This is a genomic window from Streptomyces sp. NPDC051136 (assembly GCF_044455745.1).
Classification (GTDB): Bacteria; Actinomycetota; Actinomycetes; order Streptomycetales; family Streptomycetaceae; genus Streptomyces.
Genome location: NZ_JBITFE010000017.1, coordinates 64,221 through 89,348, shown reverse-complemented (window position 1 = coordinate 89,348; position 25,128 = coordinate 64,221). Strand labels below are relative to the sequence as shown.

Sequence of the window (25,128 nt, the reverse complement as noted above, 5' to 3'; positions counted from 1 at the left end):
CTGACCACCATGTGAAGGAAGAACATGCAGACTCTGGTCCTGACACAACAGCACGTGGGAAAGATAGTCGGCCTTCTGGGCCGCGACCGCTTCACGGAGCGGGTCATCGACCGGCTTCAGGCGGCTCTGGGCGACCCGCACCACGGTACGGCGCCCGCACGGGACGGATTCACCCGCTGCCCCGGAGACTCCGGGGTGGTCGAGTGGATGCCGTACCACGTGCCGGACGAGTCCATGACGTTGAAGACCGTGTCGTACACCCCCGCCAACCCCACAAGCCGGCACCGGCTGCCGACCATCAACGGGACGCTGACGCGTTTCGACGACGAGACCGGCCGACTGGTCGCGGTGTGCGACGCGGGACTGCTCACCGCGGTGCGCACGGGCGCGGCCTCCGCCGTGGCCAGCCGACTGCTGGCCCGCCCGGACAGCCGGGTGCTCGGCCTGGTGGGAGCGGGCGCTCAGGCGGTGACCCAGGCCCACGCGCTGAGCCGGGTCTTCCCCATCGAGGAGATCCTCGTGCACGACTGCGAACCCGACCACGCGGCTTCCTTCCTCGACCGTACGGACTTCCTGAACCGCAAGGTGCGACAGGCGGATCCGGCGGAGCTGGCGGCCGCGGCCGACATCATCTGCACGGCCACCACCGTCGGTGTCGGACAGGGCCCGGTGCTGCCCGACGAAGGTCTCCGTGACCACGTCCACATCAACGCGGTGGGCGCCGACCTCGTCGGCAAGACGGAACTTCCGCTCTCGCTGCTGCGCTCGGCGCTGGTCGTGCCCGATCACCTGGCCCAGGCCCGGAACGAGGGGGAGTGCCAGCGGCTGGCCGAGGACGAGATCGGTCCCGATCTGTCGACCGTGTGCCGCGACCCCGAGAGCTGGGTGAAGCACCGGGAGGGCAGGACGGTGTTCGACTCCACCGGGTACGCCCTGGAGGACCATGTGGCCCTGGACGTCCTCATCGAACTGGCGGAGGAGACGGGCATCGGCGAGCGCATGCTCATCGAACACCTGCCGACCGACGCCCTGGACCCCTATGCGTTCGCCAACTGAGCACCCGGCAGGCCGCTCCCTGTCGGCGAGGAGGACGCCGTGACAGCGGCCTGCGTACTGGAACGGCTGGCCGGGTGGATGCCGCCGCTGCGCGTCACCAACGACGAACTCCCCGCCTCCTGGGGGGTGTCGGACGACTGGGTCCGCTCACGCACCGGCGTCGTCAGTCGCCACCGCGCGGGCCCCGGCGTCTCGACGTCGGACCTCGCCGCCGAGGCGGCCGAACGCGTGCTGGGCGGCGATCGCCGGGTGGACACGCTGATCCTCGCCACCTCGACCCCCGACCATCCTCTGCCGGCGACCGCACCGGCGCTCGCGGCCCGGCTCGGGCTCGGTACGGCCGCCGCGTTCGACGTGTCCGCGGTGTGCAGCGGCTTCGTCTACGCGCTGGCCACAGCCGCCGGCCTGGTCACGGCCGGAATCTCCGAAAGGGTGCTGCTGGTCGCGGCCGACGTGTACTCCACCCTGCTCGACCCCGAAGACCGGTCGGCGGGCATCGTGTTCGGCGACGGCGCGGGTGCAGTCCTGATGCGCCGGGGGGAGGCCGGCGAGCCGGGGGCCCTGCTCGGATTCGACCTGGGCAGTGACGGAGCACATGCGGACCTCATCAGGGTGTCCGCGGGAGGCTCCCGTCACCGCGCCACCGGACAGTCGCCCGCCGACGGCGACCACTTCTTCCGGATGCGCGGGTCGGAGGTCTACAAGCACGCCGTGATCCGCATGACAGGATCGGTGCGGTCCCTGCTCGACCAGGTCGGCTGGCACCCGCACGACGTCGACCGGTTCGTCGGCCACCAGGCGAACGCCCGCATCCTGGCGTCCGTCCGGGAGCGGCTGGGAATCCCCGCCCAGAACAGCGTGGGCAACCTCCAGGAGGTCGGCAACACGGGGGCCGCCTCCATTCCGCTCGCCCTGGCCCAGGCACACTCCGACGGCCTGCTCCCCCCTGGCCGGCGGGTCCTGCTCACCGGCTTCGGAGGCGGCCTCACCTGGGGGTCCACCGCGCTGATCTGGCCCGACCTCAGCCCGACCCCGACGCCACGTCCTTGATCGTTCCCGATCGCCGGGCCGAGGGCCCGGAAAGGAGACCACCATGTCCACCAGCACCAGCACCGTCTACGGAACCCTGCGCGAGACCCTGGTGACCAAGTTCGCCATCCCCGACGAGGAGATCCGGCCGGGCACCACCGTCGGAGAGCTGGACCTCGACTCGCTGGCGCTCGCCGAGTTGGCGGTCGTCATGAGTGAGGAACTCGGCATCACGGTGACCGAGGAGGGCATCACGGCCGACACCAGTCTCGAGGAGTTCACCGAGCACATCGCGAGCGGCGTCCCGGCCGGAGGGGACGCCGCGTGAAAGGTCTTCCCGCGATCGCCGTCACCGGTCTGGGGGTCATCACCCCGGCCGGTGACGGGACCGACGCCACCTGGGAAGGAGTGTGCGGGGGCAAGCCGACCGCGGCTGCGGACCCGTCACTGGACGGCCTGCCCGTGGAGTTCTCCTGCCGGCTGCCGTCCGGGAGCGAACCGGTCCGCGGCATACCGCGGCGTGCCGCCTGGCGCATGAGCCCGGTCGGGAAGGCGGCCGTCGCCGCCGGCCACGACGCCGTCCAGGACGCCGGGCTGGACCCGGCGTCCTGGGAGTCGGCCCGGGTCGGGGTCGTCATCGGCTGCGGAGTGGGTGACCTCGCCTCATGGCGCGCCCAGACCCTCCGCCTGACGGACAAGGGCGCCGCCAGCGTCTCCCCGTTGACGATGCCGATGGCGCTGCCGAACATGCCGGCCGGAGAGGTGGCACTGGCCCTCGGGATCCACGGGCCCAGCCTGGGGACCGCGACCGCCTGCGCCTCGGGCGCCAGCGCGCTGATGACGGCCCGGTGGCTGCTGGCGTCCGGGCAGTGCGACATCGTGCTCGCGGGCGGGGCGGAGATGGCGGTCGACCCCCTGTCCGTCGCCGCGTTCCACCGCATGGGAGCGTTGTCGATCCGAGGCGACGACATATCCGGCGCATCGCGGCCCTTCGCCCCCGGGCGGGACGGTTTCGTCATCTCCGAGGGCGCCGCGGTCCTGGTCCTGGAGCGGACCGAGGACGCGGCTGCCCGTGGCAAGGACCCCCGTGCCCTGCTCGTGGGCTGCGGTGCGAGCACCGACGCACACCACCCCACCACTCCGCATCCGGAAGGGGCCGGCACGGAGGCGGCGCTGCGCCAGGCGCTGGCCGACGCAGGACTCGTTCCCTCCGACATCGACCACGTCAACGCCCACGCCACCTCGACTCCGTCCGGCGACGCGTCCGAGGCCGCGATGATCGGCCGGGTCCTCCCGCACGGACCGAGCGTCACGGCGCCGAAGGGTGTCCTGGGTCATGCGCTGGGGGCGGCCGGGGCCATCGAGGCGGCCCTGACCGTCCTCACCGTCGAGCGGGGCCTGGTACCGCCGACGGCGAATCTCGACGGAACCGTCGCCGAAGGAGACCTCAACCACGTCACGGGCAGTGCCCGCCCCCAGCGGGTCCGGGCCGCGGTGAGCAACTCCTTCGGATTCGGAGGGCACAACGTCGTCCTGGCCTTCACCTCCGACGCCCCGGCCTGACCCGGAGCCCGGGGCCGGCCGTGCCCGGGGCCGACCGGAACAGACTCGGCCGGCGCGCCGCCCGGCGGCGCAGGGCGGGGACGCGGCGGCGGACCAGCATGGTGCTGCGGGGTCTGGGCAGCGCAAGGCGGTGAGTGACGCGGTCCGGTTGCCGGTCGCACCGCGGGACGGATCCGCTCAGGAGTTGTGCCGAGGAGGAGGCTTGTATGCCGTGGGCGGGCGGCGGACGCGGTGACCTCGACGCCGACCATCGGCGCTAGCAGCGCTAGACAATCGAGCATCAGCAGTATTAGCGTTGCCTCGACAGCTAGCGCCGCTAGATGCCGCTCGGGAGGGGTCACCATGCTCAACGCACTCGAGGTCTTCACCACCGTGGTCGTCGGCCTGATGGTGGGGGTGGAGTTCTCCGTCGCCTTCGTCATGAACCGGATCTTCAACGCCCTTCCCGAGGACAGCGACCAGCTCGCCCGCGCCCACGGGGGCCGGATGCTCGGCGCCGTCATGCCGTTCTGGTACATCGGTTCGCTCGTCCTCAGCGCGCTCTGGGCCTTCGCCGGATGGGACCGTCCCGGCTCCGGGCTCGTCGTCGTCGCTGCCGTGCTGCTGATCGTGAGCGTGATCATGTCGCTCCTGTTGCTCGTCCCGATCAACAACCGGGGCAAGACATGGACCCCCGAGAACCGTCCCGCGGACTGGAAGGAGCAGATGAACCGCTGGGACCGCTACCACTACGTCCGCGTCGCCGTCATCGTCGCCGCCTTCGCCGTGCTGGTCACGGCCCTTGTGTGAGTGACGCGTACGGAACCACCCGGGTGATCGCGCGGCTCGACCCGCTACCGCACGATCCCGGAGACCATGCCTTGGCCGGAAGCCGTGCCCGCCGGAGCGCCCGAGAAGGTGGCAACTGTCAACGCCGACCGCATCGCCGTCCGGCAGTAGTAGTAAGTGTGGAAACTCCCGAGGTCAGCCCCATGGGAGGGTTCCGTGGTGTTCTTCGACTCATGGCGTGACATGCACGAGCACTCCGCACCGCTGCCTCCTGTGATCGGAAGGCGCTGCGGGCGATGCCGGACGGCGGCGCCTACGCGAGAGGAGTCGTCCCGCACGGCTAGTGTGCTCGGATGACCGCACCGATCGCTACTGTCGCCGAACTGCTGGACGCGTGGCCCGCTTTGGCGCCGTACGCGCGTACCGCGACACTGCTCAGGCCTTCGGCCGGGAGGCCTTCTCCGTACGAGAGTTCCATCGGTGGACGGCTGTTGTGGCCCGAGGGCGAGCCCTGGCCTCGATGTCGGCAACCGCACCTGGTGTACGTGCGGGAGAAGCTGACCGACACCGAGCGGGAGGCGTGGCGGGGCATCGAGCGGAACCGCGGCCGGCGCCGTCGTTCCGGTGGTGCACACGTGATGACCGCCGAGGAGGCGGAGACCCAGTCGCGGATCATGGACGGTGGTTCGCTGGACCTGGTCGCCTGGGAGCGGGTCCGATTGGTGCCGCGGCCGGTACCCGGCGACGGACTTCCGATGGTCCCGGTGCTCCAGCTCTGCGCCCGCGACGCTCCGACTCTGGACTGGCCGACCGGGACCGATCTGCTCCAGCTCCTGTGGTGCCCGCAGGACCACGCCGAACCGGAGGGACAGCCCCGGTACTGGGGCCCGGTCGTGGAGCTTCGCCACCGGGCCTCGGCGGAGATCGGTGTCCCTTCAACGGCGCCGCCCGTACCCGGCGGAGCCAAGGAGGTGTACTTGCCCACGCCATGCCGGCTCAGCCCTGTTGAGGTGCTGGACCTGCCGGATCAGGACGAGCTGCCACGGGAACTCTACGCAGCCGTCGAGGAGTGGGCCGGGGAGCGTGGAACCGACTACAACCAGGTGCTCGGGTGTCTCCCCGGATGGAAAGCCGGCGGTTGGCCCAGCTGGCACCTCACCGACTTCATACCTCTGGACTGCAGGTGTGGGGCCCGGATGAGGCTGCTGCTCACCCTGTCCAGCGGAGGGGACCCGGGGCTTAATGTGGGACGCTACGGAGAGCTCCGGGTGTTCCGCTGCCCAGAGAACACGGACCACCCGATGCGCCTGAACCTTCAGTGAAGGTACGGGTCGCGGCTCCCCCCTCGCGTTCGCTCGGTGACAGCAGCCTCGGGCGAGCCAGGAGGTGTCTGAGATGTGCTCGTGGGGACTGGTGGAACCTGGCGCGGCGCGGTCTGCCCCACACGGGCGGTCGTCGGGTGTGCCGGTTGCCGTTCCCCCGTGACAGAAGAACCGATAACCATCGAATTCATACGCGATCAGGCTTGCCGAACTCCGACGAGCGTCTGAAGGCGGCGCGTCAGCGCCTGCGCCGAGGGACCAGCGGCAGGTCTTCGACGGGATCTGGTGGCGGGCCAGGACCGGCTCACCGTGGCGGGACGTCCCCGGGCGGTACGGGCCGCCGTATGCGCGACGTCAGGAGGACCCCAGGGCTCGGGATCTGTCACGTAGTGGCCCCGCTGAACGGTGGAAGGTGCCCGGCGTGTCTCCTGGTCCCGGTCGCGTGCGTCGTCTGAGACGTCGGGGATGGAGACGAGCTCGGCCAGCTCCGGCGTGATCGCGGTGCCGCACTTGGAGCAGAGGAAGACAGTCATCCTCTCGCTCTGGGCCGCGGACCGGTCCACCTTCTTCCGCGGATCGAACCCGACTCCAGGACGTCGTCGCGCGACTCGGTTCCGGCTGGCGGTAGGCGGGGGCGAGGGAGGTCCGCTGCTCTCCGGGGCCATCGACCAGCTGATGTACGACGGCGGGCGTACACGCATGCTGTCGACAGTCGAGTCAGAGCGCCGCGTCGGCCGGGCACAGGCCGGCTTCCTCCGCCGAGTAGGACGAGGCAAAGGTGAACGCGTCCGGGCCCGGCCCCTGGGCGCGCAGTGTCGCCAGTCGCTTCAAGGCCTCCTCGATGGTGGGGATGTGACCGACCGGGACCCACCAGAGCACCAGGTGTGCCTGCACGTGCCGGTCGAACCATTCGCGTCGGCGCCGCATCACCTCGAGATGCCCGCTGCGGTAGGTGAAGTCCCACAGCGCCTCCTGGCTCTCCCATACCGAGAGGTTGACGACCACGTCCTCGCCCGCGGGCCGCAGTCCGGTGGCGTCGTTCGCCCCGTCGGCCACAAGCCGCCAGACGAATCCCGGTGCGGCATCCGCGTCGGCGTTGATCGGGTCGAGCTGTGCGACGAACTCTGCCATGTGCGGGTCGTCGAAGGAGTGGCGAAGCGTGACGACGTTCAACTCGGCCAGGTGGAAGGCGCGTTGGGGTGTGGTCATGCTGACATCCCAGCATGAGCCCGTTTCTATGTCAATGAGAGTTATTTTTAGAGCTTCCCTCTGTCCCTGAGTCTTCGAGGACCACGCAGCACCCTCCTGGCCGAGCCTCCATCCGCACCGCCACCGGGCCGTCTCCGATCAGCCCTTCGAGCAGGGCCAGATTCATACCGCAGACGAGCGGCGGAAAGCGTTCGGCGACCGTGTGGAAGGGACAGTTGCGCATCCGGACGACGCGAGGGGCCACCCCGCCGTCCTCCTCTCCGCCGCCCTCCAGGTGCGGCGCATAGCCTCGGGCCGCCAGCACCCCCATGGCCTCCTCCAGGTCCCCACAGGGCGTCACAGGTCCACGGTCGGCCTCGCCCCGTCGGCGGGCCGTCGCGAAAAGCCGACTGTCGAGCCCAGCTTCCTCGGCCGCTTCCGCGAGGAGACTGGCTACCGTGCGGTAATCCCGGGCGGGCAGCGACACCGACCGCTCCGCGCGGGCGGGGGAGTAGACCTTGGCAGGGCGGCCCGCGCCGGGCCCCGAACGGCCGGTCAGGCGGCGGCTGCCGCTGTTCAGCAGCCCGACCTCGGCGAGCTTGTCCAGGTGGTGCGCGGCCAGGGTCCTCGCCACGCCGACCGCTTGGGCCGCCTCGTTGCGCCCGACCTCACGTCCCTGGTCCACCACGTACTCGTACAGGCGCCTTCGCACCGAGTCCTGCAAGGCCGCGATCGCTTCGATGTCTTCCACCCGGCCAGTCTATGAACAACGCAGGTTGGCGGTAGAGAGGTGCGGAAGCTGCTGGTCCGGTGCCCGGCGGACTCACCGCACGACGAGACTGCCGCGACGTCTTCTGCATGCCCTCGACGGGTTCAACGCCACCCACCCCTGGGAGCACAACGCCCACTACCACCGGTGGATCATGCGACAGATTCCCGGGGACTTCGGCACCGTCCTGGACGCCGGCTGTGGCACCGGTGAGCTGGCCAGGCGGCCGGCACGGAGTCCGGCTTGGCTGCGACTGCCGAACCACTCGGTGACCTTTGCGGCAGCTGTCGGCTTCCCAGCCGACGCGCCGTCACCGATCCTCAGTCGCGGTACGCCGGAACGCGACGGCGACTACGCTGACCGAGGCGGTCCTTACGCTTGGGGGGCATCGGATGGATCCCGCAGTCATCGGCACACGCCTGGCTTCGAGCGTGGTCGCACCGCTGGTGAAGAAGCTCCTCGTGAAGGAGGAGCCAGGCGCCGGGCTGGTCAACAGGCCCGTGCGGCTGTCGGCCCTGGTCTCTTTCCGTGGCGAGAAGCGGACCTTGACCGAAAAGGATGTGCGCGTGCTCGCCGCCCGCTTGGTCCGGGAAGCGGTGGAGTCGCCGGGAGAGGTGCCCTTCCCCGAGCAGGAGAAGACGGCGGTCACTGATGCGCTGACGGCCAAGTTACTTGCGCTGGGCGAGCTCGACATGGATGACGTCCAGGCGGTACAGCTCGGCTACAGGGAGCTGACTCGCAAGCTTCACCATCAGGCGCCCACCCGAGGCCTGTCAGCCGACGCCTCGTTGTTCGTGGACTCCCTCACGGAGTGGGCCTGCGTTCACATCATCAACTTCTTCACCCAACGCTCGACCTTCGTCGCCCGCACGCTTGTGGAGCAGAGCCGTCAACAGGCCGAGGTCATCGCCAAACTGGACGAACTGATCACCCGGAATCCACGGCCGGACGCCCGGGACACCGCGTTCGAGCGACGCTTCCTCTCGTACATAGCGAAGAAACACGGCCGGCTGCAGATTTACGGCATCGACCTGGTCAATTCGGCGGACAAGTGGCCACTGGACGTTGCCTACATGCGCCTGGAGGCCATATCGCCGGTGGACGCGTATGAGGACTACCTGCGTCGGCAGCCTCGGCTCCGGCAGCGGCAGCACCAGCCCGCAGACGAGGCCCTCGCCGGCCATGACCGCGTCCTCCTGCGCGGTGAGGCGGGCTCCGGCAAGACGACGCTCATCCAGTGGCTGGCCCTCTCCGCCGCACGCCGCGACCGCGACGACCGCATGACGTATCTCGCGGACCTGATCCCCTTCGTCCTCCCACTGCGCAGCCTGACCCGCCACGGCGGTCACCTCCCCGCCCCCAAGGATTTCCTGGCCGCTGTGGGCGCACCCCTGGCCGGTGAGGAACCGCCCGGCTGGCAGTCCCGCGTCCTCACCGCTGGCCGCGGACTGCTCCTTGTCGACGGCATCGACGAAGTTCCCGAGAGTGAGCGGGCGCACGCGCACGGCTGGCTCAGCGACCTGGCCGCCGCCTACCCGGGCAACCGCTGGCTGGTCACTTCCCGCCCGTCCGCCGTCGCCGAGGACTGGCTGACGGCTGAGGGCTTCGTCGAACTGAGGCTGTCCCCGATGCGCCCCGCGGACGTCCAGTCGTTCGTCGGACGCTGGCATACGGCCGCACGCACGGGCATCACCGAGGAGGACGAGGTTCTCGCCTCCTACGAGGCCCAGCTCCTTCACGCCATCCGGATCAAAACCGATCTGGGACGACTCGCCACCAACCCTTTGATGTGCGGCCTGATCTGTGCCCTTCACCGGGACCGCCACGGCTTCCTGCCGATCGGACGCAAGGAGCTGTACCAAGCCGCGCTCACCATGCTCCTCACCCGTCGTGACCGCGAGCGCGGGGTGACGGGGACCGAGCTCAGGGAGGAGCCGCAGCTCCAGATCCTCCAGCGGCTCGCGTACTGGTTGATCAAGGACGGTCGTACCGAAATGACCCGCGACCGAGCACTCACCGAGATCGGCAAGGCACTGCCCGCCCTGCCGGAGGTGGCAGCCTTGGGTGAGGCCGAGACGGTCCTCACCCAGCTGATCAACCGCAGCGGTCTGCTGCGAGCCCCCGCCCTTGAGACCATCGACTTCTGCCACCGCACCTTCCAGGACTTCCTGGGCGCGCGGGCGCTCCTGGACGAGGGCACATTCGGGATGGTCCGCAAGCATGCCGCCGACGACCAGTGGGAGGACGTCATCCGCATGGCGGTGGCGCAGGGGCGTCCGCGCGACCGGGCGGACATCCTGCGCGAGCTCTTGCGCGACGGGTCGGCCCGTGCCGTCGTGCTTGCCGCATCCTGCCTCGAACAGGCTACGGAACTGGACCCTGCCGTGAGGGCCGAACTTGAACGCAGCATGTCCGCGCTGCTTCCGCCGCGGACGCCCGAAGCGGTGAGTGACCTCGCGTCGGTGGGACTGCTCGCTCTCGACTTCCTGCCGGGACCCGAGGAACTGAGCGCCGCGTGGCGTGCCTCGGACAGCGATGAGTACGCCCAGCTGTGCATCAGAACGGCTGCCCTCATCGGAACCGACGAAGCGATTCCCTACCTGGCTCGCTTCAGGAAGCACCCGTCATCACGGGTGCGTAGTCAACTCGCGTTGTTCTGGCACCGGTTCGATCTGGAGGCGTACGGCAGCGAGGTCATCGCCCAGCTGCCGTACGACGACCTCTACTTCATCGCCCAGTCCGTGGCGGAACTCCGCGCCCTACGGGAACTGGGGGGCCGCCCGTGGATAAGACTGGTGGGCGACTTCACGGCCGTGAGTCTCCTCGTGTACCTGGACCCGGGCCAACTCGCCCGCCTCGACCTGCGAGGCACCGTGGCCGACATGGCAGTGCTGGGTGAATTCCCCCTCTTGGAAGTCGTTTCGGTTTCCGAGTGCCCTGAGCGCACCTCACTGGCCGGTCTGCAGAATCTCCCCAAGCTGCATCAGCTGGGGCTGTCGGCGCGACATGCCTCCTACGCCGCGCAATCGGGACTGCGCTTCCCTCAGATCCGACGTCTCGACCTGCACGACACGGAGACCGAGGCGATGCTGGACCCGCTGCCGCAGGCTTTCCCCTCGATCGAGACCCTGCATCTGTCCGTCGCCCCGGGCCCGGGCAACCGCGTGGACCGCATCAGCCTTCGCACCCTTTTCCCTCAGGCGTCGATCAGCGTGACCGAGTAGGGCCACCCTCAGGAAGCGACAACGGTCCAGCCGCAGCGCTGCTGCAGGCCGACCCGAGCGGCCGTCACGACTCGTAGCCGACCCGCTGACCTCAGCGCCCGCCTGCTCGGCCCAGGACGTCTTTTCGCCTCCGGCTGACGCATCCCGAGGTCACCGTCTTCGGTCCGGGCCGCGACCACATAGAAGACGCGCCGCCTCGGCCGCCGAACCGGCACCAGGATCGCCTGAGACGCAAGCGAGGACCAGGATCTCGTCTGGTTCCTGCGAGAAGGGCGAGGCACCGAAAGCGGAACGAACGAGTTCGCCTTGAACTCCGTCATGGTCATGAACTGATCGGCGGCCGCGTCCTGGGTCCAGACGTCCCAGGGGGCAAGCGGCACCCGGGGAGACGGAGCGCGCACACGCTCCGGAAGGAGCCCACCGATGCGAACCAGCATGTCAAGCCGACGTATTGCCGCCGTGCCGACGCGGTCGCGGCAACTGCCGTGGTATTCGACCATGGTCGTGATCGCGGCCGCGCTGACGACCGCCTGCACGGCGCAGGGCGGCGGCGGGGAGGCCGAAGGCTCATGCGCGATCACCGCCCTGTACGAGGGCCGCACGTATACGCAGGTGGCCAACGTCAAGTTCACCCTTGGTGAGGAACTTGGTCCCGTCGAGGTCCCGCCCTGCGATGACACGCCGGGCCACAACGACAATGCCGTACAGTCCGAACCGACCACGGCCTATGTCGTCGACGGCTTGAATGCACGCGTGGCCATTGCGATGCGGTACGCCTCGGACGAGGTCATGCTCCTCGCCGTCCAACCCGGTGGCAGCCTGCCCCCAGAGGTCAAGGACCTGGTACAAGGCTAGGGTCGGATCGTTCGGGCGGCCGATGGAAGGCCGCCCGCCACGTGCAATCCAGCCGGGTGGACGGCCGCCGTCTTCGCACACAGCGAGTGGCGACGCCTCGCCCCTGCTTGACCGGATCTTCTACGACCTGCCAGCACCGCGCCGACGCGACAGACCTGATCACCGGGGACATCAACCGGAGGTCTCCGGGGCTCGGAACCGGCCGCGCAGTGACCCGCTGAACGGCGGAAGGTGGCCGGCGCTTCTTCTTGTCCCGGTCTCGCTCGTCGTCCGAGACGTCGGGGACGGAGGCAAGCTCGGTCGGCACCGGCGTGATCGCGTCGCCGGCCGAGCCGCAGGGCCGTCCCCGGAGGTGGGTTCTGGCATCCGGATTGATCACAGTGCCTGGGGTGACTGGGCGGGAGGGCCCCGGTTGCGCAGCCACAACAGCCGGTGCGCCATGAATTCACCAAGGCCCGGGGCGTTCATCCCGGGCTCGTGGTTGGTCAGGCAACCGCCCCGCCCGCGTTACGGATCAGCTGCTGGAGCACCTTCAGCGTGATCACGTAGTCGGCGTCGTCGATGCCTTCGTGCAGGACGGCACGGATTGCGGGGGCGTTGCGGGCCAGGTCGACACGGGCCTGTTCGCCCTCCGTGGTGAGCCGCAGCCGGTCCTTGGCGTCCCGGGTCAGCCAGCCGCGTTCCAGGAGCACCGCGGCCTCCGCCGCCAAGTCGTCCTCGGGGCGGATGTAGGAGGCCATGGCCCGGCGCAACTCGGGCAAGGTCATGCCCTCGCCGTCCGGCGAAAGGTCGTTCTTCGAGAGGTGGCGCAGTAGCCAGAACTGGGGCTGGGTGTAGCCCTTTTCGGCCTGTTGGGCGCGGGTGTAGGCGATGAGCGCCTCGTAGGCGACGCCGGTCCAGTACGCGGCGGGTTGCCCGGCGAGTTCGGTGTCGGAGATCTGCTCGGTCGTCATGGGGTGTCCTCTACAGGTTCTTCTCAGCGGAGCCCGCACACCGTGCAGGCCGGGGGAAGAACGTAGGACCTCAAGTCTGGTTGAGGACAAGCGTGCGATCGTCCGGGCGACTGTCGAGGTGGGAACTGGGACCTGCGGTGGTGTCCGAGTTGTTCCCGCTCCGGATCACCGGCCAGGTGACCGTCCTGGGGGCGCGGAGGTCTCGTGAACGGGGAGTTACCGGTCAAGGACGGATGAGGGCCTTGAGGGCGCGGCGGACGGCCATCGCCCGGTAGGCGTCCGGAGTCCGGTCGAGAGGGAAGGTTTCACTGAAGACGAGCCCGGGGACGATCGTGCCGTCCAGGACGTCGGGCAGCAGTTGCGGGATGTAGGCGCGGGCGGGGCTTGCGCCACCGGTCAGGGTGACGTTGCGCATGAACTCGGCGGGACCGAGGGAGACTTGTGCGTACTGGGGCACGCCCAGGCGGCTGACGGTGCCGCCGTCCAGGACGGCGCCCAGTGCGGTGTCGAAGGCGGTGCGGGTACCGACGGCCTCGATGGCCTTGCCGACGCCGCCGGTCAGCTCGCGGATCCGCGTGATGCCCTCCTCGCCGCGTTCGGCGACGACGTCGGTGGCACCGAAGTCGCGGCCCAGGCTGGTGCGGGTCTCGTGGCGGCCGGCGAGCACGATCCGCTCGGCGCCCAGCCGCTTGGCGGCGAGCACCGCGCACAAGCCGACCGCGCCGTCGCCGATTACCAGCACCGTGTCACCGCGGCCGACGCCGGCGGTGACGGCGCCGTGGTGGCCGGTGGTCATCACGTCCGATAGGGCAAGGAGCGACGGGATGAGCGCGGAATCGGCGGCCACGGGCAGCCTGACCAGGGTGCCGTCCGCGTACGGGACACGGACGGCCTCGCCTTGCCCGCCGTCGACGCCGTCGAAGCCGTACCGGCCGCCGTTGCGGCAGGAGATGTGCAGGCTCTTGGCGCAGTAGTCGCAGGTGTTGTCGCTGTAGGTGAACGGTGCGACGACGAGTTCCCCCGCCGTGAGGGTGGTGACGTCCGTGCCGGTCTCCTCGATGACGCCGAGGAACTCGTGCCCCATGGGGCGGCCGGTGCCGGTGGCGGGCATGGACGCGTACGGCCACAGGTCGCTGCCGCACACGCAGGAGGCGACGACGCGGACCACCGCATCGGTCGGCCGGACGATCTTCGGGTCGGGCCGGTCCTCGACACGGACGTCGCCGGCTCCGTACATCACTGCAGCACGCATGGGGTCTTGCTCCAAACAGGGTGGGGGGATCGCAGAGGGGCGTCGTCAGCGTTCGAGCATCCGGGCCTGGCCCTCCTTGTGGGTGGCGCCGGCGGCGGGGGGCAGGCCGGAGAGCCGCTCCAGCTGGTCGGCGCTGAGCGTGAGGGCGTCGGCGGCGGTGTTCTCCTCGACGCGGGCCACGCGTTTGGTGCCGGGGATCGGGGCGATGTGGTCGTCCTGCGCGAGCAGCCAGGCGAGCGCCACCTGCCCCGGTGTGGCCCCGGCCTCGTCGGCCACGGCCCCGACGCGGTCGGCCAGGGCGAGGTTGTGCTGGAGGTTGTCACCGGTGAAGCGGGGGTTGCCGTGCCGGAAGTCGTTCTCGCCGTACTGGTCCGTGACGCGCACGGTGCCGGTCAGCAGACCGCGGCCCAGCGGGGCGAACGGCACGAGACCGATGTTCAGCTCCCGCAGCACCGGCAGGACGCGGTCCTCGATCCCGCGGGTGAACAGGGAGTACTCGGACTGGACCGCGGTGACCGGCTGTACGGCGTGGGCCCGCCGGATCGTGTCGGGCCCGGCCTCCGAGAGCCCGAAGGCGCGTACCTTGCCCTCGGCGATCAGCTCGCCGACAGCGCCGGCGGTCTCCTCGATGGGTGTGTTCGGGTCGACCCGGTGCTGGTAGTACAGGTCGATGTGGTCGGTGCCGAGCCGCTTCAGCGAGCCCTCGACGGCGGTGCGGATGTTGGCCGGACCGGAGTCGAGATTCCAGGCGCCGCCTCCACGATGGGAGACCATGCCGAACTTGGTGGCCAGCACCACCTGGTCCCGGCGCCCCTTGAGCGCCCGTCCCAGGAGTTCCTCGTTGACGTACGGGCCGTAGATCTCGGCGGTGTCGATCAGCGTGACGCCCAGGTCCAGCGCCCGGTGCACGGTCCTGATCGACTCCGCGTCGTCGGTGCCCGAGTCCGTGTAGCCGTGGGACATGCCCATCGCGCCCAGCCCGATCCGGGAAACCTCCAGGTCACGCAGGTTGATGTAGCGCATCGTGCCCTCTTCGCGTCGTAGCGTCGCCCGGCGTCCTCATCGTCGTCCCGGCCGGCGGACGGTGCCCGTGCCGGGCCGGTCGAGGTGATCAGGATGTCGGCGTCTTGCTGCTTCACCTTCGCCCGGATTCCGGCGGTGCGGCAGGGCGGGCTCTTCGGGGGTAGTGGCAGGGCCCCTCTCCCGGCTTCGCGGCAGGCGCGCGGTGCGTGAGACTGGGACCATGGCATCCCAGAGCGCACCCGGTGACGGCGCCGAGCTGGGCCGTTACCTTCGCGCCCGCCGGACCCAGACCAGCCCCGAGCACGTAGGGCTCACTCCCGGCGCCGGCCTGCGGCGCACCCCGGGGCTGCGCCGCGAGGAGGTGGCCACCCTCGCCGGCATCAGCATCGACTACTACGTCCGCCTGGAGCGCGGCAAGGAGACCCGCCCCAGCCCCGCCGTCCTCGACTCCCTCGCCCGCGCCCTGCGCATGGACGACCAGGAGCACCAGCACCTGCGCGAGCTCGCCGCCCGCGCCGCCCGCTACATCGGCGAACCGCCACCTGCACCCAGCCCGACCGTGCGCCCCCACCTGAAGCTGCTGCTGGAGTCACTGCGGCCGAACCCCGCCTACGTCATCAGCCGCAGCATGGACATGCTCGCCTCGAACCCCGGCGGCCTCGCCCTGTACGCGGGCCTGGACGACTGGCCCGTCAAGCACCGCAACCTCGCCCGCTACCTCTTCCTCCACCCCGCTGCCCGCGATCTGTTCCCCGACTGGGACCGGCAGATCACGGGCTGCGTCGCCCGCCTGCGCGCCGTCGCAGGCACCGCCCCCGACGCGCCCGACCTGACGAACCTCGTCGGCGAACTCCTCCTCAAGAGCGCCGACTTCGCCGGCCTCTGGGAACGCTACGAGGTCACCGGCCGCAAGCCTGCCCACAAGACCTTCCACCACCCACAGATCGGCACCCTCGTCCTCACGTCCCAGTCCCTGCACGTCGAAGGCACCCCCGGTCAGCGCATCGGCGTCTACACCGCCGAACCCGGAACCCCCGACCACGACGCCCTGCTCCTGCTCGACATGAGCGCACCCGCGATCTCACACGGCTCGCAGCTTCCCTACCCACCCTCCTGAGATCACCCGACACACCGGCTGCACGTGGCGACGGCGTCCCGGACCCCAGGGGACCTGGTCGCCCACGCATTCGAGCCGGGACGACGATCGCCGCGTACGGGTGGACGTCCGGCTCCGGGACTCGCGGTGCGGGCTTCGGCCGCACCGTCCTTGCGGGGCGCTGCCACGCCGTTCATGGAGGGCGGGATCGCCGGACGCCGGACGCCGGACGCCGTACGCCTCGTCCAGTTGGATCGGTGCTCCTGACCCACGGCCCGGCAGACCTCGAAGCACTGCGGGCAGGCGCACCACGGGCTGCCTCCGAAGGCCGTTCAGGAGCAGGCGACTAGCCGACTTCATGTCAGCTCCTTTGCATCCGGGGCGACGCGCTTTCGCCGTGCGGCGGCGAGATCCGGTGTCCCGGTCCGGCAGGTTGGGGGCCACGGCTGCGCGCCTCAGCGCGGTGTCGAGCAGAATCTCAGGCGGACACCTCCGATGAACGAGACGCGTTCGCCGCCGCTCCGGGGCCCTGGTCCCCAGGCGCCGACCATGATCAGTCCGCCCCCGACCAGCAGTCACCCGTGTGTGCGTGAGGCGTGCGCGCCTACATCGGCGCTGCGTTGCGAAGTGTCTTCCGTGGGATGCGGCTTCGGGACGCCCCGCCCGCGCGTCCGGTCCATCTCGCGCCATTCCGGGCGCAGTCCCGCCAGATTCGTGGTGAGGAAGTACACGGCGCCGCAGGTGACCAGCACCGGCCCGAGTCCGGCAGCAGTTACCGCGGCCCCGGCGAGAAGCCCGCCGAGAGGGATGCCGGACCAGGCCAGCGAGTCACCGAGGGCGTTGACCCGGCCCAGCATCCGGCGTGGCACCCGCTCGACGAGGACGGCTCCCAGTACCGGGTTGACGAAGCCGGCGCCGAACCCGCTGATCGCGAAGACGGCGATCACCACCCCCAACGGGGCATCGAAGGCCAGGATCAGGAATCTCGGGGCTCCGGCCAGCAGAAACCCGGTGAGAACCACCATCCGTCGCCGCAGCCGGTGCGCGACCACCGCGGCGATCAGACTCCCGGCGACCCCCGCGCCCCCCATCACGCTGCCCATCAGGCCGATCGCGGTCGGCCCGTTGCTGGATTCCCTGGCCCAGACGGGTACGAGCACCGAGGTGATCGCCGCGTCCAGCAGGTTGGTGATGCCGACCATGACGATGACGGTGAGCAGCAGCGGCTCGCCGCGCAGGAAGGTGAAGCCTTCGCCGAATCGCCGCCAGTAGCCGGGTTCCGTCTCCCCGGCGGGCGCGGGGGCTTCCTCGGCCGTGTGTCCCATACCGCGAGGCAGCGCGAGTTTGATGATCACCGAACCCAGGGCGAAGCATCCCGCGTTGACGGCGAGCCCGGTCAGGGGACCGAGCAGCGCCACCAGGGATCCGCCGACTGCGAGGCCGACGGTGGAGGCGAGCCGCTCGATCACGCCGGACAGCCCGGTGGCCCGCTCCAGCGGTACCCGACCGCGCTCGGCCGCCTCCGGGACCATCACCTCCTTGGCCAGGTCGCCGGGTCCCCGGGCCGCGCCGATCAACGCGACCAGAACCAGCAGAAGGGGAAAGGAGAGCAGGTCCAAGGCATGGAACAGGGGAACCGCAGCGGCCGCGGTCGCGCTGGCCAGATCGGTGGTCCAGGAAACCGCTCGCGGTCCGATCCGGTCCACCAGCGGTCCGGTGAACGCCTTGACCATCACGTAGGGAGTCATCTCGCAGAAGGCGACCAGTCCGGTCTGGGTGGCGCTGCCGGTGGTCACGAGGACGAACCAGGGCAGTGCCACAACGGAGATCCGAGTGCCGGTCAGTGAGATGGCCATGGCCGCCAGTACCCCGCCCAGCGGCCGTAAGGCCCTGTTGCCGGGTATGCCGGCGGGCTCCGAGGCGTCGTCGGTCATGACGTCGGGCTTCCTTCCTCTTCCTGCGGGTCGGAAGGAAGGGACGACACGGCAGGCGCATCCAGCTCGGGCAGGATCTGCGTGATCACGGCGACCCGTTCGGCTCCCTCGGGGGCAGTGGCCGCCGTCTCCGGCGCGTCTCGCCGATAGCGCGCGATGACCTCCGCCAACTCCCGATACAGGGCAGCGGCTTCCTCAGGTGTGAGCCGCAAGGCCCAGTCGCTCATGTCGAAGGTGTTCCGCCATGCGCGGGGCATCGTCTGAAGCCCGTTGAGGGTCTGCTGCGTGCGCAGGGTGTAGATGGCGGCCACGGACTGCTGGTAGGCCAGTGCGGCCTCGGGCTCCCGCTCTGCCAGCTCCGGATCGCTGAACCAGGTCGTCCGGTGCACCGACCGCCACCAGCGCTCTCGCGCATTGCCGCGTTCGGTGTCCTCCTCGACGAAACCGGCCGCGCCGAGCTGCCGGAGGTGGTAGCTGGCCGTACCGGAATTCACGCCCAACCGCTCCGCGAGGCGGGTGGCCGTCGACGGGCCGTACTTCCTCAGCAGCCCCACCAACTGCACACGCACCGGATGCGCCAGGGCACGCAACCCCTTGGCATCCAGGACAACCGAGTCCTCTTCTAGGTTCGGGCCATCCGGCATCTCCACTGCATCAGCCATACGGCACACAGTAGTCTGCAAAGGAGTCTTCGCAAAGAGGTCTTCGCAAAGAGTTCTTTGTGGTTCACCTAGCTGGCGATGTGCTTCTGCTCATCTGTCGACCGGTCGACGAGCAAGATCCGTAAGCGTGGTTACCAGGTCGGATCGGGGCTGGACCACGCCCAGCGAACGGTGTCAGAGGGTCGATGTGGTCAACAGATCGGGTCACGCCATCTGCTGACGATCCGACAGATGCGCCTACCCAGGTTGACGACGCCGCTGAAGTCCTCAGGAGCAGTGGAAAGCCCTCGGCTTCCCGCGCGCAGGCGACACGCTAGTCGTCCCGTCGCTGGACCAGCGGGGCCGCTCTCTCCAGGACCTCGGTCCGGACCAGCGCGGAGTGCGCGGAGGGGGCGTCGGCCGGGGGACTTGGCCGGCCTTGGCCCCGTGACGCGTCGGTCGAAGCCTCCGCGCTCCGGCAGGAAGCGGACGCTACACGAGCCGGTGACCGCAGAGCGGGACCACACCCGAGAGTGGGATGCCTGTCGGTGGGAAGACAAAACCGCGGTCCGGTGTAGCAGGCCGTCGCGGTGATCCGCGGTGCACGCGTTTTGGCGCTCGCGTCCGGGTTAACGCGGAGGGCGCCCGTGTACGTGTGATCTGGAGACTGACTGATGGCTGACGCGCGTGAGGTTCCTTCTGCCCGGCCGGACGAGGCCGGTGAGCCGACGCCGCCGTACCGGTTCGAGCGGCAGTCGCGGCCCGGCCTGGAGTCGAAGATGTCGACGCCGCCTCGCTACATGGCGCCGCGCTACCGAGGGTCGGGCAAACTGCGGGGCAAAGTGGCGCTGATCACCGGTGGCGACTCGGGCATCGGCAGGTCCGTGGCCGTGCTGTATGCCCGTGAGGGCGCTGATGTGGCGATCGTGTATCTGCCAGAGGAGCAGGAAGACGCGGAGGTGACCCGCGAGGCGGTCGAAGGCGAGGGGCAGCGATGCCTGCTGATACCGGGTGACCTGTGTGATCCGGACTTCTGCCGAAACGCCGTCACAACGACGGTGGGCGGTCTGGGCGCCCTGAACATTCTGGTGAGCAACGCGGCTCGCCTCAACAGCCAGAACTCGCTCGAGGACCTGTGCTTCGAGGACTTCGACCTGGCGTTCAAGACGAACGTCTACGCCTACTTCCACCTCGTGCAGGCCGCTCTGCCGCATCTGAAACGGGGGGACGCGATCATCGCGACGGCGTCGGAGGAGGGTCTCAAGGGCAGCGACATGATGATGGACTACGCGGCATCGAAGGCCGCGCAGATCATCTTCACGAAGTCGATCGCCTCTCACCTCGTCAAACGCGGGATCCGTGCAAACGTCGTAGCCCCCGGTCCCACCTGGACCGTCCTGAACCTTGCCAGCCAGCGCTTTCCCGACGACTACCTGAAGGAGAACCTCGCTGCCGCGGATCCCATGGGCCGTGCGGCTCAACCCGAGGAACTTGCTCCCGCGTACGTCTACCTGGCGTCCGAAGCTGATTCCAGCTACGTGATCGGCGAAACCATCGCGGTGACCGGCGGGATGACCGACAGCCGTTGACACAGCGGCCAGGCGGGTTGCGAGCCTCGAGTAGCTGCCCCCTTCGGCCGATCGCGGCGGCCGAACCCTGTCCGGGCCGCCTTCCGACCGGCAACTCGATGTCTGCAGGCAGGGCTTGGAGAGCAGCTTCGCTCTCCTGAGCAAGAGACGCCGCGGTGCCTGCGCACGCCGCCAGATCGCCACCGGGCCGGGGCCGCAGGAAATCAAGCCAAGGTCTCAAACGTCGTTTCACCTGGTGAGTCGACGGTAGTTGATGAGGCTGGTGGCTATGGCGGTGAAGGCGAGGAAGTGCTCGGGCCTGCGCTCGTGGCGTCGGTGCAGTCGACGGCAGCCGGTAAGCCAGGACATGGTGCGCTCGACGACCCAGCGGTGTCGGCCCAGTCGCTGCGAGGACTCCTTCCCGCGACGGGCGATGCGAGGGGTGATGCCACGTGCTCGGAGCCATCGGCGCTGGGCGTCGTAGTCGTAGCCCTTGTCACCGTGCAACTTGTCCGGGCGCCATCGGCGCGGGCCGCGACGGCTGCGAACGGGCAGGATGGACCGCACCAGCGGCTGCAGGGCCAGGCTGTCATGAGTGTTGGCGCCGGAGATACGGCTGCGAGAGGGATGCGTTCGGCCGGTGAAGCGGGCAGGCTTTTAGGTGCCGTCCGCGAGGATGAGGCGGGTCTGATCCTGGTCATGCCCTTGCTGTTCTTGCCCGCGTTGCAGCAGTCGTCGGCGTGCACCTAGACGAGCGGGCTGTGCCCGTTCAGGCCCTGTTCCAGGAGCCGGTCGGGCAGGAACCAGGGGCGGGGTGAACGGAGCCGTCATGGAACCCGCCGATCTGCTCGCCCGGCACGGCATCGACCCCGTCCACCTGGACCAGGCCCCGGCTGCGTCAGCCCGCCCGCAGACGCTCGCCCGCGTCCAGGAGACGCCGCCCCGGGGGCTGTGTGGTGTGCGGCGCCATGGCGGCCACCGCTCGTGCGGTGCTCTTCCCGGGAGCAGGGCCGCGCTGGGTGGCTCTGCGACCGCCCGGATCAGGGGGAGCCACCACCCTTCCTCCGAGGGCACGACCGGAAGGAGTGGTCTGACCACTAGACCACCTGTCCGCCGAGTTCTAAGGTGCGCACATGCCCTTGCAACCAGTCAACCGGCGCTCGGTCCCTGACGAAGTGTTCGATCAGCTCTTCGGAGAAGTCATCAGTGGCAGCCTCGCACCGGGTGAGAACCTGCCCAGTGAGCGCCGGCTCGCGGAGGTGTTGGGAGTTTCGCGCCCCGCAGTACGCGAGGCACTGCAACGACTTGCCCACGCCGGCCTGGTGGAAGTGCGCCAAGGAGATGCCACCACGGTGCGCGACATTCGTCGGTCCGGCGGCCTTGACCTGCTGCCTCGCCTCCTGTTCGCGGGCGGGGAGATCGATCTGGCGGTCGCCCGGAGCATCCTCGAAGCGCGGCTCCACGTGGGCCCGAAGATCGCCGAACTGGCAGCCCGACGCCGGGGACCGGCACTGGTCCCTCAGCTCGAGGCCGCTGTCCAAGCACTGAAAGACGACGGCGATCCGGTCGCCCGGCAGCGACATGCGCTGACTTTCTGGGAACACGTCACGGACGCCGCCGACTCCGTGACCTTCCGCCTGATGTTCAACAGCCTGCGAGCAGCCTACGAACCCGCGCTTGACGCTCTGGCCCAGGTCATGGCCACGGAGGTGGACCGGACCTGCGCCTACGACGCCGTGGTCGCCGCCATCGCCGGCGCCGACGCCGACGCCGCGTACAGCCGTGCCGAGGCCTTGCTCCGCCCGGCCACCGAGGCCCTGATCGAAGTCATCAATCAACTCGAGGGGTGAGCAACCTTGCGCAAGACGACTGCGCAGCAGAAACGGGACCACGAGAACGCCGTGACATCGGACGCCCGTGCCCGCGTGCGAGCGGACGAGTCCGCCCTCTCGGCGCCGCGCCGAACCGATGTGACGCTGGGAGGCGCCTTCCGCGCATTCTGCCGATACCCGTCACCCTGGATCATCAGCGCGGTGCTGGGCGTACTGCTCACCGGCCGCATAGCCGTGGGGGACTGGAGCGCTGAGGACGCCTTCGCACCGCTCGTCCTGATCCTGCTGTTTCCCCTGCTCGAGTGGCTGATCCACGTCTTCGTCCTGCACTGGCGTCCCCGAAAGGTCGCGGGTGTCACTCTCGACACCCTGTTGGCGAGGAAGCACCGTGAACATCACGTCGATCCACGCGACACCCCCCTGGTCTTCATCCCTTGGAAGGCACTCATCTGGGTGATCATCGGCTACAACACAGCCGCCCTCGTGGCCTTCCCGCGACTCGGCCAAGCCCTGACCTTCATGGCCACCGTGACGGCCGCGGGATTGGTCTACGAGTGGACGCACTACCTGATCCACAGCGACTACCGCCCCCGGAACAGGGCCTACAAAGCTGTCTGGCGCAACCACCGGCTGCACCACTACAAGAATGAGCACTACTGGTTCACGGTCACCACGACCGCAAGCGCCGACCGCCTCCTGGGAACCTACCCCGACCCGGCTGCCGTGCCGACATCGCCCACTGCCAAGAACCTGCACGGCCAGCGGTAACGCGCGAGCGCCCGTACCTCAGAGGCAGGGGCAGCGACGAGGGCCCGCGAGGGCGCTACCTGGTGATGGCGCTGCTGTGCACCCGGCTTCTCGGCGACCGACGCAGCAGCCCCCTCGCCGCGGACCCGAGCGTCGGGGAGAAGGGCTCTCGGGGTGACGGTGCGCCGTTCGGCCCTGTCCGCCGGTCGCGGGCAGCCCGGCCCCGTGTCAGGGTCACACATGACTGACCCCGCGTGGCCGGATGCCGGGGACGCCCATGTGCCCGGCCCGACGGCCGTCGCCCCCGCATGCGCACGTCCGCGGCGCCCACGAGTCGAAGGAGCAGAAGCGCAATGACCGATGTATCGAGCCAGGGTCCCGCTCCCGGCGATGACCGCAGGGTGCTCACCAACCGGCAGGGACATCCGGTCTACGACAACCAGAACCAGCGCACCGTCGGCGCCCGCGGACCCGCGACGCTGGAGAACTACCAGTTCCTGGAGAAGATCAGTCACTTCGACCGGGAGCGCATCCCCGAGCGCGTCGTGCACGCCCGCGGAGTCACCGCGTACGGCTACTTCGAGGCGTACGGTGCCTGGGGCGACGAGCCGATCGACCGCTACACCCGCGCCAAGCTCTTCCAAGAGCGCGGCAAGCGCACCGACATCGCCCTGCGCTTCTCCACCGTCATCGGCGGCCGCGATTCCTCCGAGGCGACCCGCGACCCACGTGGCTTCGCGGTCAAGTTCTACACGGAGGACGGCAACTGGGACCTGGTCGGCAACAACCTGGGCGTCTTCTTCATCCGGGACGCCATCAAGTTCCCGGACGTCATCCACGCCCTCAAGCCCGACCCGGTCACGTTCGAGCAGCAGCCCCGGCGCATCTTCGACTTCATGTCGCAGACCCCGGAGTGCATGCACATGCTGGTCAACCTCTTCAGCCCGCGCGGCATCCCCGCCGACTACCGCCACCAGCAGGGGTTCGGCGTCAACACCTACAAGTGGGTCGACCGGAGCGGTGAGACCAAGCTGGTCAAGTACCACTGGATGCCCAAGGCCGGCGTGCGCAGCATGACCGAGGAAGACGCCGCGCAGGTGCAGGCAGACTCCCTCGGCCACGCCACCAAGGACCTGTACGAGGCGGTGGCCCGCGGCGACTACCCGGAGTGGGAACTGCTCGTCCAGATGATGGACGACCACGACCACCCGGAACTGGACTTCGACCCGTTGGACGACACCAAGACCTGGCCCGAGCAGGACTTCCCGCCCAAAGCGGTCGGCAAGATCGTGCTGAACCGCATGCCGCAGAACTACTTCGCGGAGAACGAGCAGATCTCGTTCGGCACCGGTGTCCTCGTCGACGGCTTGGACTTCTCCGACGACAAGATGCTGGTCGGTCGGACCTTCTCGTACAGTGACACACAGCGCTACCGGGTCGGCCCGAACTACCTGCAACTCCCGGTCAACCAGGCCAAGAACGCCACCGTGCGCACCAACCAGCGCGACGGCCAGATGGCGTACCACGTCGACGGCGGCGAGAACCCGATCGTCAACTACGAGCCCTCCATCACCGACGGCAGCCTGCGCGAGGCGCAGTACCCCACGCACGACGAACAGGGGCCGGAGATCCGGGGCCGGGTCACCCGCAAGCGCATCCCGCGCACCAACGACTACCTCCAGGCCGGCCAGCGCTACTGCCTGCTGGAGCAGTGGGAGCGGGACGACCTGGTGAAGAACTTCGTCGACCTGATCTCGCAGTGCGAGCGGCCGGTGCAGGAACGCATGGTCTGGCACTTCCTGCTGGTCGACAACGACCTCGGTCTGCGCGTCGGCGAGGGCCTCGGTATCAGCGCTCAGGACGTGGCGGGCCTGAAGCCGCTGGCCGGCCAGGAGCTCACGGACGAGGACCGCGAGCGGCTGTCGAACCTCGGCAAGAACCCGCCGCGCGATGTCGAGGGCCTCACCATGACCCACTGTGTCCCGAACGAGCGGCACGTCGTCACCCGCTGACGACGCCGACCGGGAAGGCCTTCACCGCGGCCTCGCCGATCGGGAAGGCCTTCGCCTTCACCTGCCTGCAAACCTGCAGGTGCCGCGACCGTCGCTTCGGCAGCGTGCCGCTCCGGACGAACCGCGGAGGGGTTGCCTCGAACGCCGTGACGCGGATCATGGCCAGTGCTCAGCGCGTGTCGTCTCCTCGGTCACCGTCCGGGGGGGGGGGGGGCGGGGGGGGGGGGGGGGCGGGGGGGGGGGGGGGGGGGGGGGGGGGGGGTGGTGGGGGTGTTTTGTGGTGTTGGGGGGGGGGT

At 69.5% G+C, this 25,128-nt stretch carries 22 protein-coding genes and 2 pseudogenes; 15 read left to right on the top strand and 9 right to left on the bottom strand.

The window, feature by feature from the left end:
• Positions 1-24 precede the first annotated feature (24 nt).
• The 7 genes from ACIBCJ_RS35300 (at position 25) to ACIBCJ_RS35270 (ending at position 6,234) form a co-directional block, all read left to right on the top strand.
• On the top strand, positions 25-1,056 hold the full coding sequence (locus tag ACIBCJ_RS35300; RefSeq protein WP_362106861.1) for an ornithine cyclodeaminase family protein: 1,032 nt from the start codon (positions 25-27) through the stop codon (positions 1,054-1,056).
• Between the two features lie 39 nt (positions 1,057-1,095).
• Positions 1,096-2,106, top strand: coding sequence for a beta-ketoacyl-ACP synthase 3 (locus tag ACIBCJ_RS35295; RefSeq protein WP_362106858.1), 1,011 nt, complete (start codon positions 1,096-1,098; stop codon positions 2,104-2,106).
• Between the two features lie 43 nt (positions 2,107-2,149).
• Complete coding sequence (locus ACIBCJ_RS35290; protein WP_362511211.1) at positions 2,150-2,413, top strand: acyl carrier protein; 264 nt, start codon at positions 2,150-2,152, stop codon at positions 2,411-2,413.
• Positions 2,410-3,648, top strand: coding sequence for a beta-ketoacyl-[acyl-carrier-protein] synthase family protein (locus ACIBCJ_RS35285; RefSeq protein ID WP_365981080.1), 1,239 nt, complete (start codon positions 2,410-2,412; stop codon positions 3,646-3,648). The genes ACIBCJ_RS35290 and ACIBCJ_RS35285 overlap by 4 nt, the downstream gene beginning before the upstream one ends.
• Positions 3,649-3,990: 342 nt before the next feature.
• Positions 3,991-4,437: a DUF1772 domain-containing protein gene (locus ACIBCJ_RS35280; RefSeq protein ID WP_365981079.1), complete on the top strand. Its 447-nt coding sequence runs from the start codon at positions 3,991-3,993 to the stop codon at positions 4,435-4,437.
• A 332-nt stretch (positions 4,438-4,769) separates the two neighbouring features.
• Positions 4,770-5,738 carry a hypothetical protein gene (locus tag ACIBCJ_RS35275; protein WP_365981078.1) on the top strand — a complete coding sequence of 323 codons (969 nt, stop codon included), beginning with the start codon at positions 4,770-4,772 and terminating at the stop codon, positions 5,736-5,738.
• Between the two features lie 196 nt (positions 5,739-5,934).
• Positions 5,935-6,234, top strand: coding sequence for a transposase (locus ACIBCJ_RS35270; protein ID WP_399284330.1), 300 nt, complete (start codon positions 5,935-5,937; stop codon positions 6,232-6,234).
• A 221-nt stretch (positions 6,235-6,455) separates the two neighbouring features.
• Here ACIBCJ_RS35270 and ACIBCJ_RS35265 read toward each other — a convergent pair whose 3' ends face one another.
• Both ACIBCJ_RS35265 and ACIBCJ_RS35260 read right to left on the bottom strand, forming a co-directional pair.
• Positions 6,456-6,947 (bottom strand): DUF3291 domain-containing protein, encoded by a 492-nt coding sequence (locus ACIBCJ_RS35265; protein WP_365981077.1) that lies wholly within the window; start codon positions 6,945-6,947, stop codon positions 6,456-6,458.
• Positions 6,948-6,978: 31 nt separating this feature from the next.
• Positions 6,979-7,677 (bottom strand): transcriptional regulator, encoded by a 699-nt coding sequence (locus tag ACIBCJ_RS35260; RefSeq protein ID WP_362106840.1) that lies wholly within the window; start codon positions 7,675-7,677, stop codon positions 6,979-6,981.
• Positions 7,678-7,765: 88 nt separating this feature from the next.
• On the opposite strand from ACIBCJ_RS35260, the pseudogene ACIBCJ_RS35255 reads away from it, so the two are divergent.
• The 3 genes and pseudogenes from ACIBCJ_RS35255 to ACIBCJ_RS35245 form a co-directional block, all read left to right on the top strand.
• Positions 7,766-7,918: pseudogene (locus tag ACIBCJ_RS35255) on the top strand (SAM-dependent methyltransferase); the annotation flags it as partial.
• A 169-nt stretch (positions 7,919-8,087) separates the two neighbouring features.
• A complete protein-coding gene (locus tag ACIBCJ_RS35250) occupies positions 8,088-10,919 on the top strand; it encodes an NACHT domain-containing protein (RefSeq protein WP_365981076.1) in 2,832 nt (943 codons plus the stop codon).
• A 423-nt stretch (positions 10,920-11,342) separates the two neighbouring features.
• Positions 11,343-11,774, top strand: a complete 432-nt coding sequence (locus ACIBCJ_RS35245) for a DUF6281 family protein (RefSeq protein WP_365981075.1) — start codon at positions 11,343-11,345, stop codon at positions 11,772-11,774.
• A gap of 485 nt (positions 11,775-12,259) precedes the next feature.
• On the opposite strand, the gene ACIBCJ_RS35240 is transcribed toward ACIBCJ_RS35245, so the two are convergent.
• The 3 genes from ACIBCJ_RS35240 to ACIBCJ_RS35230 all read right to left on the bottom strand — a co-directional run bounded on the left by ACIBCJ_RS35240 (position 12,260) and on the right by ACIBCJ_RS35230 (position 15,002).
• Positions 12,260-12,727 (bottom strand): MarR family winged helix-turn-helix transcriptional regulator, encoded by a 468-nt coding sequence (locus tag ACIBCJ_RS35240; protein ID WP_365981074.1) that lies wholly within the window; start codon positions 12,725-12,727, stop codon positions 12,260-12,262.
• 223 nt (positions 12,728-12,950) lie between these two features.
• Positions 12,951-13,979, bottom strand: a complete 1,029-nt coding sequence (locus ACIBCJ_RS35235; RefSeq protein ID WP_365981073.1) for a zinc-binding dehydrogenase — start codon at positions 13,977-13,979, stop codon at positions 12,951-12,953.
• A gap of 45 nt (positions 13,980-14,024) precedes the next feature.
• Complete coding sequence (locus ACIBCJ_RS35230) at positions 14,025-15,002, bottom strand: aldo/keto reductase (RefSeq protein WP_365981072.1); 978 nt, start codon at positions 15,000-15,002, stop codon at positions 14,025-14,027.
• Between the two features lie 220 nt (positions 15,003-15,222).
• Between ACIBCJ_RS35230 and ACIBCJ_RS35225 the strand changes: the two genes are divergently transcribed.
• The gene (locus ACIBCJ_RS35225; protein ID WP_365981071.1) at positions 15,223-16,119 is read left to right on the top strand and encodes a helix-turn-helix transcriptional regulator; all 897 of its coding nucleotides are present in this window, start codon (positions 15,223-15,225) and stop codon (positions 16,117-16,119) included.
• A 554-nt stretch (positions 16,120-16,673) separates the two neighbouring features.
• Here ACIBCJ_RS35225 and ACIBCJ_RS35220 read toward each other — a convergent pair.
• Together ACIBCJ_RS35220 and ACIBCJ_RS35215 are read right to left on the bottom strand one after the other, a co-directional pair.
• Positions 16,674-18,032, bottom strand: coding sequence for an MFS transporter (locus ACIBCJ_RS35220; protein WP_365981070.1), 1,359 nt, complete (start codon positions 18,030-18,032; stop codon positions 16,674-16,676).
• Positions 18,029-18,694: a helix-turn-helix domain-containing protein gene (locus ACIBCJ_RS35215; protein WP_362511254.1), complete on the bottom strand. Its 666-nt coding sequence runs from the start codon at positions 18,692-18,694 to the stop codon at positions 18,029-18,031. Before ACIBCJ_RS35215 ends, ACIBCJ_RS35220 begins: the two co-directional genes overlap by 4 nt.
• Positions 18,695-19,347: 653 nt before the next feature.
• On the opposite strand from ACIBCJ_RS35215, the gene ACIBCJ_RS35210 reads away from it, so the two are divergent.
• Positions 19,348-20,262, top strand: a complete 915-nt coding sequence (locus ACIBCJ_RS35210) for an SDR family oxidoreductase (protein ID WP_365981069.1) — start codon at positions 19,348-19,350, stop codon at positions 20,260-20,262.
• A 228-nt stretch (positions 20,263-20,490) separates the two neighbouring features.
• Here ACIBCJ_RS35210 and ACIBCJ_RS35205 read toward each other — a convergent pair.
• Positions 20,491-20,853 (bottom strand): annotated as a pseudogene (locus ACIBCJ_RS35205) (transposase); the annotation flags it as partial.
• Positions 20,854-21,374: 521 nt separating this feature from the next.
• On the opposite strand from ACIBCJ_RS35205, the gene ACIBCJ_RS35200 reads away from it, so the two are divergent.
• The 3 genes from ACIBCJ_RS35200 to ACIBCJ_RS35190 all read left to right on the top strand — a co-directional run bounded on the left by ACIBCJ_RS35200 (position 21,375) and on the right by ACIBCJ_RS35190 (position 24,832).
• Complete coding sequence (locus tag ACIBCJ_RS35200; protein WP_365981068.1) at positions 21,375-22,091, top strand: GntR family transcriptional regulator; 717 nt, start codon at positions 21,375-21,377, stop codon at positions 22,089-22,091.
• A 6-nt stretch (positions 22,092-22,097) separates the two neighbouring features.
• Entirely contained in the window at positions 22,098-22,841 is a 744-nt protein-coding gene (locus tag ACIBCJ_RS35195; RefSeq protein ID WP_362106806.1) for a sterol desaturase family protein, read from the top strand.
• A gap of 332 nt (positions 22,842-23,173) precedes the next feature.
• On the top strand, positions 23,174-24,832 hold the full coding sequence (locus ACIBCJ_RS35190; protein WP_365981067.1) for a catalase: 1,659 nt from the start codon (positions 23,174-23,176) through the stop codon (positions 24,830-24,832).
• Here ACIBCJ_RS35190 and ACIBCJ_RS35185 read toward each other — a convergent pair.
• A complete protein-coding gene (locus tag ACIBCJ_RS35185; protein ID WP_365981066.1) occupies positions 24,822-24,992 on the bottom strand; it encodes a hypothetical protein in 171 nt (56 codons plus the stop codon). The genes ACIBCJ_RS35190 and ACIBCJ_RS35185 overlap by 11 nt on opposite strands.
• Positions 24,993-25,128 lie beyond the last annotated feature (136 nt).

Excerpts from the sequence above, each read along its gene's own strand:
- ACIBCJ_RS35235 (WP_365981073.1), bottom strand. The coding sequence starts at position 13,979 with ATGCGTGCTGCAGTGATGTACGGAGCCGGCGACGTCCGTGTCGAGGAC.
- ACIBCJ_RS35190 (WP_365981067.1), top strand. The coding sequence starts at position 23,174 with ATGACCGATGTATCGAGCCAGGGTCCCGCTCCCGGCGATGACCGCAGG.
- ACIBCJ_RS35240 (WP_365981074.1), bottom strand. The coding sequence starts at position 12,727 with ATGACGACCGAGCAGATCTCCGACACCGAACTCGCCGGGCAACCCGCC.
- ACIBCJ_RS35220 (WP_365981070.1), bottom strand. The coding sequence starts at position 18,032 with ATGACCGACGACGCCTCGGAGCCCGCCGGCATACCCGGCAACAGGGCC.
- ACIBCJ_RS35230 (WP_365981072.1), bottom strand. The coding sequence starts at position 15,002 with ATGCGCTACATCAACCTGCGTGACCTGGAGGTTTCCCGGATCGGGCTG.
- ACIBCJ_RS35225 (WP_365981071.1), top strand. The coding sequence starts at position 15,223 with ATGGCATCCCAGAGCGCACCCGGTGACGGCGCCGAGCTGGGCCGTTAC.
- ACIBCJ_RS35200 (WP_365981068.1), top strand. The coding sequence starts at position 21,375 with ATGCCCTTGCAACCAGTCAACCGGCGCTCGGTCCCTGACGAAGTGTTC.
- ACIBCJ_RS35275 (WP_365981078.1), top strand. The coding sequence starts at position 4,770 with ATGACCGCACCGATCGCTACTGTCGCCGAACTGCTGGACGCGTGGCCC.
- ACIBCJ_RS35245 (WP_365981075.1), top strand. The coding sequence starts at position 11,343 with ATGCGAACCAGCATGTCAAGCCGACGTATTGCCGCCGTGCCGACGCGG.
- ACIBCJ_RS35210 (WP_365981069.1), top strand. The coding sequence starts at position 19,348 with ATGGCTGACGCGCGTGAGGTTCCTTCTGCCCGGCCGGACGAGGCCGGT.
- ACIBCJ_RS35300 (WP_362106861.1), top strand. The coding sequence starts at position 25 with ATGCAGACTCTGGTCCTGACACAACAGCACGTGGGAAAGATAGTCGGC.
- ACIBCJ_RS35265 (WP_365981077.1), bottom strand. The coding sequence starts at position 6,947 with ATGACCACACCCCAACGCGCCTTCCACCTGGCCGAGTTGAACGTCGTC.
- ACIBCJ_RS35185 (WP_365981066.1), bottom strand. The coding sequence starts at position 24,992 with ATGATCCGCGTCACGGCGTTCGAGGCAACCCCTCCGCGGTTCGTCCGG.
- ACIBCJ_RS35215 (WP_362511254.1), bottom strand. The coding sequence starts at position 18,694 with ATGGCTGATGCAGTGGAGATGCCGGATGGCCCGAACCTAGAAGAGGAC.
- ACIBCJ_RS35250 (WP_365981076.1), top strand. The coding sequence starts at position 8,088 with ATGGATCCCGCAGTCATCGGCACACGCCTGGCTTCGAGCGTGGTCGCA.
- ACIBCJ_RS35280 (WP_365981079.1), top strand. The coding sequence starts at position 3,991 with ATGCTCAACGCACTCGAGGTCTTCACCACCGTGGTCGTCGGCCTGATG.
- ACIBCJ_RS35290 (WP_362511211.1), top strand. The coding sequence starts at position 2,150 with ATGTCCACCAGCACCAGCACCGTCTACGGAACCCTGCGCGAGACCCTG.